This window comes from Aliidiomarina quisquiliarum (genome assembly GCF_023922585.1).
GTDB classification, from domain to species: domain Bacteria; phylum Pseudomonadota; class Gammaproteobacteria; order Enterobacterales; family Alteromonadaceae; genus Aliidiomarina; species Aliidiomarina quisquiliarum.
Window position 1 is genome coordinate 1 of record NZ_JAMFTN010000019.1, and the last position, 8249, is coordinate 8249.

At 48.3% G+C, this 8249-nt stretch carries 5 protein-coding genes; all 5 read right to left on the reverse strand.

The window, feature by feature from the left end; genetic code table 11:
• Nucleotides 1-10: 10 nt before the first annotated feature.
• Entirely contained in the window at nt 11-1420 is a 1410-nt protein-coding gene (locus M1L23_RS06810) for an RHS repeat domain-containing protein (protein WP_476726592.1), read from the reverse strand.
• Nucleotides 1384-1782 carry a hypothetical protein gene (locus M1L23_RS06815; protein WP_252626573.1) on the reverse strand — a complete coding sequence of 133 codons (399 nt, stop codon included), beginning with the start codon at nt 1780-1782 and terminating at the stop codon, nt 1384-1386. Before M1L23_RS06815 ends, M1L23_RS06810 begins: the two co-directional genes overlap by 37 nt.
• A complete protein-coding gene (locus M1L23_RS06820; RefSeq protein ID WP_252626575.1) occupies nt 1782-3155 on the reverse strand; it encodes an RHS repeat-associated core domain-containing protein in 1374 nt (457 codons plus the stop codon). The genes M1L23_RS06815 and M1L23_RS06820 overlap by 1 nt, the downstream gene beginning before the upstream one ends.
• 62 nt (nt 3156-3217) lie before the next feature.
• A complete protein-coding gene (locus tag M1L23_RS06825) occupies nt 3218-3712 on the reverse strand; it encodes a hypothetical protein (RefSeq protein ID WP_252626576.1) in 495 nt (164 codons plus the stop codon).
• Nucleotides 3713-4420: 708 nt separating this feature from the next.
• Entirely contained in the window at nt 4421-7480 is a 3060-nt protein-coding gene (locus M1L23_RS14995) for an RHS repeat-associated core domain-containing protein (RefSeq protein WP_252626577.1), read from the reverse strand.
• Nucleotides 7481-8249: the final 769 nt, after the last annotated feature.

Sequence of the window (8249 nt, forward strand, 5' to 3'; positions counted from 1 at the left end):
CTAACACAATTTATCTTCCTTCATCCCAATCTCTAAATCTGCGCAGCGCATCAAGCCCTGCTCGATCCGCATTTGGATGAATTCCAAGCGGGTCTACCGAGGGCGGAATATCTATCCCACGCGCATGCGCAGCCTCATGACCAAGAGTAAGAACTGCTCGCTCTATACCTGTGACATTCATTCCCAAAATTTGGATTCGTCCGTTAGATTCAAGTGAAATGCTTGCGAAACCAGCTTCGAAAGCAGATGGAAATAGCTCAATCCGATTCAACATAAGAACGCCCCTCGTTGGTTCATCCAACCTACCTCCGCATAGCGGATCGTCGCAGTTTGCACGTATTACTCCAAAAGGACCTCTGAAGAACCCTGTGTGTTGAGGACTATAAATAAGCTCAATATTATTGGGAATATCAATCTCAAAAAGGTCGCGATTCTCAAACAGCCAATCGGTAAGTTCTTCATTTGTCATTTGGGAGAAGTCTGGGCTTGCTGAGTCAACATCATTTATCTCTCTACTGAGTAGGCTACTCAACGCCGCCGTCACCGCACCATTTGCAAACTTACCGCCGACAACCTGCGACGCAGTGCCGCCTAAAATCACGCTTGTGGCTAGGTCTCCGCCGGCATTGTTTACTACTTGCCCCATTCCCGCACTGACAAAGCCATGGTGGAACGCGCCACCGCCGAGCATGCTTGTAAATCCGCCGCCGACACCACTCACAAAGGCTCTGGTGGGTGATGCTGCCATGCCGCTAAAGGAATGGAACATTGCACCACTAATCGCGCCAACCGCCGCCCCTCTGAGGTTCCCGGTGGCAACTCCACCTGCAATGAGTCCGGCAAATACCTGCGAGGCTGCGGTTTCTATGCCCATCTTGACAAAAAAGCCGCCCGCGCCTCCGAGGAAAAATGACGCAGCCATACCCACAAAAGGTGCAAAGTTACCAAAGGCCTTATTCAACCGCTTAAACAAATACCCACTCGGATCCGTATAACTCAGCGGGTTATTCAGCACATAGCTGTAGCGGTTGTAGTTCTGCAGGTTCGCGCCCGCCTGAATAAACGGATCCGCCTGCATAAAGCGCCCCAGCATCGGGTTGTAAGTGCGCCCACCCATATGAATCAGATTCAGGTCGTTTACCATGGTGTGGCCGGTGTAGCCGCGCATCTCCCCTAACCGCAGTCCGAATATAAACTGGCTGTGGCTCCACAAGGTCGCTTGTTTACCCCATGGGTCATAGGCTATCTGTTGTTTCAGAACATTGCCAAGGACTGCATTTCCGGTAATCACCACTGTCGAGCCCTGGGCATCTTTATGCAGATGCGTTATCTGCTCGGTGGTACCACTCCCATGCTCCGTATGGGTGATGACCGTACTTGACGCTAAGGGCTCTTCTCTTTCAAACGACTCACTATGTATGCATTATACTCATCTATATAAACTCTTAATTCATCCACTAGGCGCCGATGATCAGGTGACTCAAACGCATCTGTCATTCCAGGAAGAACTCTGACTCCATATTTGCACACCTCATTCTCCTCAAGCTTTTCTATTCTAGGGATTTTAATTCCGGAATAGAGCCCGTATCCCATCAAACGATAGTCACCGTTTTCAAAACGGACGTATGCATCTTCCTTGGGTGATTCCACATTTATCGGAAGCATTTCAGAAACCAGCATTCCATAAATACTTCCCTTGAAATCCTCTAAACCCGAACAGTCAGGTAGACTAAGAGCTGGAAAATTTATTAATAGCACAGCCAAAGATGTCAAAATTCTCATCAATAATACCTCCTCCGGTGGGCATCTTCCCCATGAATATTTTTCATTACTTGATCCGTAAATCTAACAACTGGAGAGTTTTGGTAACTCGTATCACCTATTTGAATCCAAGGTATATAAGGATGAATATCATGCAGCCCAAGCAATGCATGCCCCATCTCATGGGTCAATATCCGGGTAGTAGAGGCGACAAAAGGTTTCATTGTATTCTGATCAATAAAGATTGCCTGAGAACTTAGATCGATAGAAAGAACATTTCCATTTAGGTAAGCGGCATTCGCCCCCTGACTATTAACGATTATTTTAAGAGGCTTATCACTGTCCAAGGCATTATAAAGCCTTTGTCCCTCTTCCCCGCCCCTTTTAAAAATGAGGTCCAGATCTGATTTAACCGTTGATAGTTGGTCATCCGTCAGAACGGCATCTTCTCCCGCTGCATGCACAGATATTTTCCCGTCGTACAAAGAAACACCTTCACCGACTGGGCCATCCAAAACAGATGTGTCCGCATCACCACTGAAAGCGTTTTCTGCTCCCTGCGCCAACGCCCAGGTTAAGGCAGCAGTCAGCGCCCCATTCGCAAACTTACCGCCCACGAAGTGGGACACCGTTCCGCCAACGATCGCAGACGTAATGAAGTTTCCTGTCCGGTTTCCTACATTGCCTCCGAAGAGCTCGCTTGCACCTGCGCTCACAAATCCGTGACTAAACTTCCCGCCTTGCAAGGAGCTCGCGGCACCGACAATAATCCCCCTCGACATGAAGCTTCCAAATCCCTTTAATTCACCAAGGCTTTTCCCCATGCCTGCAGTTAATCCACCGACTATCGCTCCGCGTAAGTTTCCGGTGGCAATACCACCTGCTATAAACCCCTTGAGCATAGTTGCTCCCATGGGTTGTGCACCAGGAATAATCATCACAGCCATCGCCAGTAGCGGGGTGAATCTGCCGAACTTGGTGTTGAGCTTCTTAAACAAATACCCACTCGGGTCCGTATAACTCAGCGGGTTATTCAGCACATAGCTGTAGCGGTTGTAGTTCTGCAGGTTCGCGCCCGCCTGAATAAACGGATCCGCCTGCATAAAACGCCCCAGCACCGGGTTGTAAGTACGCCCACCCATATGAATCAGGTTCAGGTCGTTCACCATGGTGTGGCCAGTGTAGCCGCGCATCTTCCCTAACCTCAGTCCGAATATAAACTGGCTGTGGCTCCACAAGGTCGCTTGTTTACCCCAAGGGTCATAGACTATCTGTTGTTTCAGAACATTGCCAAGGACTGCATTTCCGGTAATCACCACCGTCGAGCCCTGGGCATCTTTATGCAGGTAGGTTATCTGCTCGGTGGTGTCACTCCCATGCACGGTATGGGTCACCACCGTACCTCCCACCATAAACCGGTGGCCAGTTTTTCTTGGCCACTACACACAGACGAGAGCTACACCACACATTTCTTTCGAAAAAGGTTCATCATTCGGCTTAAATCTGCAAAGCGACTTGAGTATTTCTCTATAATGTATTGCTCCGTCAACGGTAAATCTCTTTCAAGCAAGATCTCAATGGGAGCGGCAGTAGTTCGTTCCTTGTTGAATGGATCAATACCGAGAGCTAAAAGCTCAACGATTCGTTCGTCACTCAACTTAAAAGCACCTACGGTCAACACGACGTGAGGATATTGAGAGATTGCCTCTCTATGCGGCTCGACACCAACAGATTCAAGGTTATCAAGGAACACCATAATGTCACCGAACTCAGCTTCAAAATCAGCTAGATCTGCGTAATAAGTCGACGCATTTGTAAGCTCTATTCGTCCCGGCATGTATGTGAATTGGGGCTCGATACCCAAAGCGGTCACTACCTCTTGGCATGTGAATTCTGAGCGACATCCGACAACTGTAAAACACAAACCTATGCAAAATATTAACTTTTTCATCTGCCACCCCTAGCTTCGAAGTCAAGAATAATTCGTTCATATTCAAACACAAACTTATGCTTTATTGGCGGGGAAGTGGGTGACAAAGTAGCGATGCCGATTATCCTAGAGAAACCCTTGGGCATGTTTTTAGTCGCAACTACATCAACCGTCAAGCCAGCTAACGCATCGTTCAAGGCCTGAGCTCTTCCTGAAACTTCGACTCCAATAACTTTATGTGTATACCCTTTCAGTTGCAGGAGGTAATTTTGTAGTGGCCAGGTCATTTTGACCATTACAAGTGGCAAACTGGAAGTTGAAAGCGAATTGTTGCTTTATCTTAGGATATCCATGCCGACATCAATGAGAGCCCGATTTCCTGACCAGTGAAAAACGTGTTCACAATGTAGCCGAACAAGAAAAGTATCGGAATACAGAGCAAAGAAAAGCGCAAGTATCCCTTTAATTTATTTATCAACAGAATTGCCAGCGCGAATGAAAATATTACCCATAAAAAAGATAGAATGGGAGTAAAGTAAGCAAACGATATCATTCCCGACTCGTCAAGCAGCCAATAGAAAGCAATTAATCCTATAATTAAAATCGAGTATGTTGGATGAGACTTGCCTACATGAAACGCTAGTAACAAATTTAATGCGATCGCGATGAAGCAAATCCATGTGCTGATTGATGATAGAATGAGTAACGTCTGATAAGTCATGATGTCTGCTACCTATATGCTGCGATTAAACGTTGAATTTCCGAAGACTGCAGAGGCCGCCTCTCGGTGGCATAACTCATCACGCTGTGCGGTGCAATATCACTAGTACTCAACTTGTGCCCAAAACCCAAGAAATGACCAAATTCGTGAGCCCACAAGCCTGAATCTGCCAAACTAGTAGGTAACCTGCTGTTGAAAGTAATTCTATCCATAAAAAGACCGCGTGCATCATGAGTAGCATAAAAATTAGAATAACTGTGTATCTGCCTAAAACGTACGTCAGCGCGAAAAATATTTCTCACTTCAACCATTTGAATGTCCACCGTGAGGCCGTCCGCTTGTACATTGATATAGGTAAGCATTTGCTCTACCATTGGCACACATTCAATTCGCAGGGAGCAGTAGTAATACACCGTGCCCGAAATTGTCGTACCGTCGTCAGAAACACTTAAGCGCGCTCGACGATTTGCAATGACGTGATCCCGTAGGTCGGTTGTCGGCTCGCGTTGCCGCCCGCTTGCTTGTCCTTCTGATATTTGTTCCATCATCCGCGCAAACGCCGCGGTCAGCGCCCCATTAGCAAACTTACCACCGACAACCTGCGACGCAGTGCCCCCTAAAATAACGCTTGTGGCTAGGTCTCCGCCGGCATTGTTTGCTACTTGCCCCATTCCCGCACTGACAAAGCCATGGTGGAACGCGCCACCGCCGAGCATGCTTGTAAATCCGCCGCCGACACCACTCACAAAGGCTCTGGTGGGTGATGCTGCCATGCCGCTAAAGGAATGGAACATTGCACCACTAATCGCGCCAACCGCCGCCCCTCTGAGGTTCCCGGTGGCAACTCCACCTGCAATGAATCCGGCAAATACCTGCGAGGCACCGACTTCAATACCTATGTTAACGAAAAACCCTCCCGGCCCCCCAAGGAAAACTGCCGCAGCCATTCCCACAAAAGGCGCAAAATCACCAAGGGCCTTGTTCAACCGCTTAAACAAATACCCACTCGGGTCCGTATAACTCAGCGGGTTGTTCAGCACATAGCTATAACGGTTGTAGTTCTGCAGGTAGGCGCCCGCCTGAATAAACGGATCCGCCTGCATAAAACGCCCCAGCACCGGGTTGTAAGTGCGCCCACCCATATGAATCAGATTCAGGTCGTTTACCATGGTGTGGCCGGTGTAGCCGCGCATCTCCCCTAACCGCAGTCCGAATACAAACTGGCTGTGGCTCCATAAGGTCGCTTGTTTACCCCATGGGTCATAGGCTATCTGTTGTTTAAGAACATTGCCACTAACCGCCTGCCCCGTAATCACCACCGTCGAGCCCTGCGCATCTTTATGCAGGTGCGTTACTTGCTCCGTGGTGCCACTCCCATGCTCGGTATGGGTGACCACCGTACCTCCCACCATAAACCGGTGCTCGATATCGCCGTTTTCTTGTACCGACCGTTCGTAATCACCGAACAACCAGCGCGTTTGGGTGCCCGTAGGGCGAATATCCTGCTGGTAAACAAGCTCTCGCTTTGGGCCATACCGGAACAGCGTTCTAAAATCGGCGGCCCGTCGAACTTCAATCGGCTTGTCAAATGTGGTGTACGTAAAGCTCTGTAACCCGTCGTTGGTTACGTTGCCGTTACCATCATAGGTGAACGTCTGTGTGCCATGCGATGAGCTTACACTCAATAAGCGCGTTGGTCGACTTTCTGGAGCGCCACCCGCATAAGTGTAGCTCGCTCCGTTAAATCCAACATCGCCTTTCGACAGTAGATTGCCATAACCGTCATAGGAATAGTAAGCAACTATATTTGTGCTGTTTGACGTTGTATAGCTCGAGTTGCCATGCAAGCTCTGGATCTCTTTGGGCGGTGGATCGCCGGGGTCGGGGACGGGGCCGGTGCATACCATATCTGGAGGACAGGGCTCATCTCCGCCTCCACCCCAATCACCGCGAGTTTCTTGCGTATATTGAGTAAGGCGATAGAGGTTATCGTAATAAAATGACTCGTTGACATCAGAGCCGGTACCTTGACGAAATGTTTGCTGCCGGGACGTTAGGTTACCATTCAAGTCATATTGATAATCTATATTGCGGATGACACCACTATGATAAACAGTCATTCCCGTGAGCCAGCCCGTTGAACTTTGATAGCTGTAAAGGGTTTCAGCGCCGTTTTGGAACTGCACACGCGTTCCATTCCCATGCGCATTCACGTGAGTCACTTGTTCAATCATCACCCCCGTTGAATGATTGCGATACCCTTTGAAGTAACCATTTTGATACACATTTTCGACCACTAAGCGCTCCAAACCAGAGTTGCTTGGATAGCGAGTTAAACGTGGCCGTAAAAAACTATCGTACGTATAATCAAAGGTCGCGCTTTGCCCGTTATTCAGAACAACCTTGCGTGAAATTTGGCTTTGCGCATTATATGTGTAACGCTCGCGATACGTTGGAGTCGCCGTGGTGGAGCAATCCCGCACCCCAGTATAACGCGCAACTTCCGTTAATCTCCCCTTCGCATTTGCAATGCCTGAGCTAGCCGGCGCATAGTGATAACACACCGTTGTTGCAGCGCTGTTTAGCCCTGAACTTACCTCTTGGAGCTCACGAACAACTCGACCAAGGCGATCGTAGCGCATCGACACCAGATTTCCGTTACCATCAACTTGTTGCGTAAGCTCGCCAAAAGAGTTATAGGTGTATGTCCATGTGCCTTTATCCAAATCATCCATAGACACGCGTCGACCATCTGCATCATACGCGTTTGTCACGCGAGTCACGCTCGCCCCATTGACATGCGACTTTACTTCGCTAATTTGTCCGGAGGGGTGAAAATAGTAGGTCAGACGGTTATTGCCGGCATCAATGACTTCAACCGTTCGTCCGGCGTAATCGCGGGTCGAAGTGGTAGTATTGCCTTTTGCGTCTCGCTCTACAGTTGATAAACCACTTAATGTGATATTCGTTACACCACCATTTGGAGCACGTGTTTGGCGCACGTTGCCATATCGGTCATAGGTGTACTCGACATACGCAGAGCCTGTTGAAAATGAAGGTTCATACACTCTGCTGACGCGCCCTAAATGGTCGTAGAGGGTACGTATATGTCCAATTTGCCCGGTTAGCAACTGTGTGTTCAGTTCACTTAAAAAAATACTTGCTACGTGATAAAGGTACGATAAGTTCTACTGAGCTCACCGTGCATACTGAACTTTGCGAATCAAACTCCACTCTGATATCCGACTGGCTCGCAATCGCCGTTATAAATAATGAACGATGCAAGTCAAATTGCTTAGCCTTGTCGTCAAGTAGGGCATATTCACCTTCATACAGTTGGCACCATAAATTAGCTCCTGCTTCGGGCAGTCCCCTATTATTAGAACCACTCGGATACAAGAATGCCACTGTAACCTTGTTGGAGTAGGCTCAAAGGTCGGTCATTTGCCCTGGAGCTCGCAACGTAGTCACGCTTGCACTGTGCCCCACTGACCTGCTGTACGCCCACCACTTTTGGGTGTTCAGATCCTGCAGCATCACTAAATGGCACTAGAAAACCGGATATGAACCGGAATAGAGAATTGGAGCTACCGAGGGGATGTTTAAACTGAATTATTTAACTTTAATAAGGCTATTTGCATTCTGAGGTTGGATTACGGATTTAGCTAAGCAATGAGAAACCATTCCCTTTTGTGCAAAGCATGGTTGGAATTTACTGGCGGTCTAAAGTGCCCTTTCGCGCAAAAGTTGGTTGGAAGCTAGAATAAATCACCTTACGGGAATCGAAATTTCAAGGCTAAGTGTGTCATAGACAGAAAATAACTAACGTGCTACATT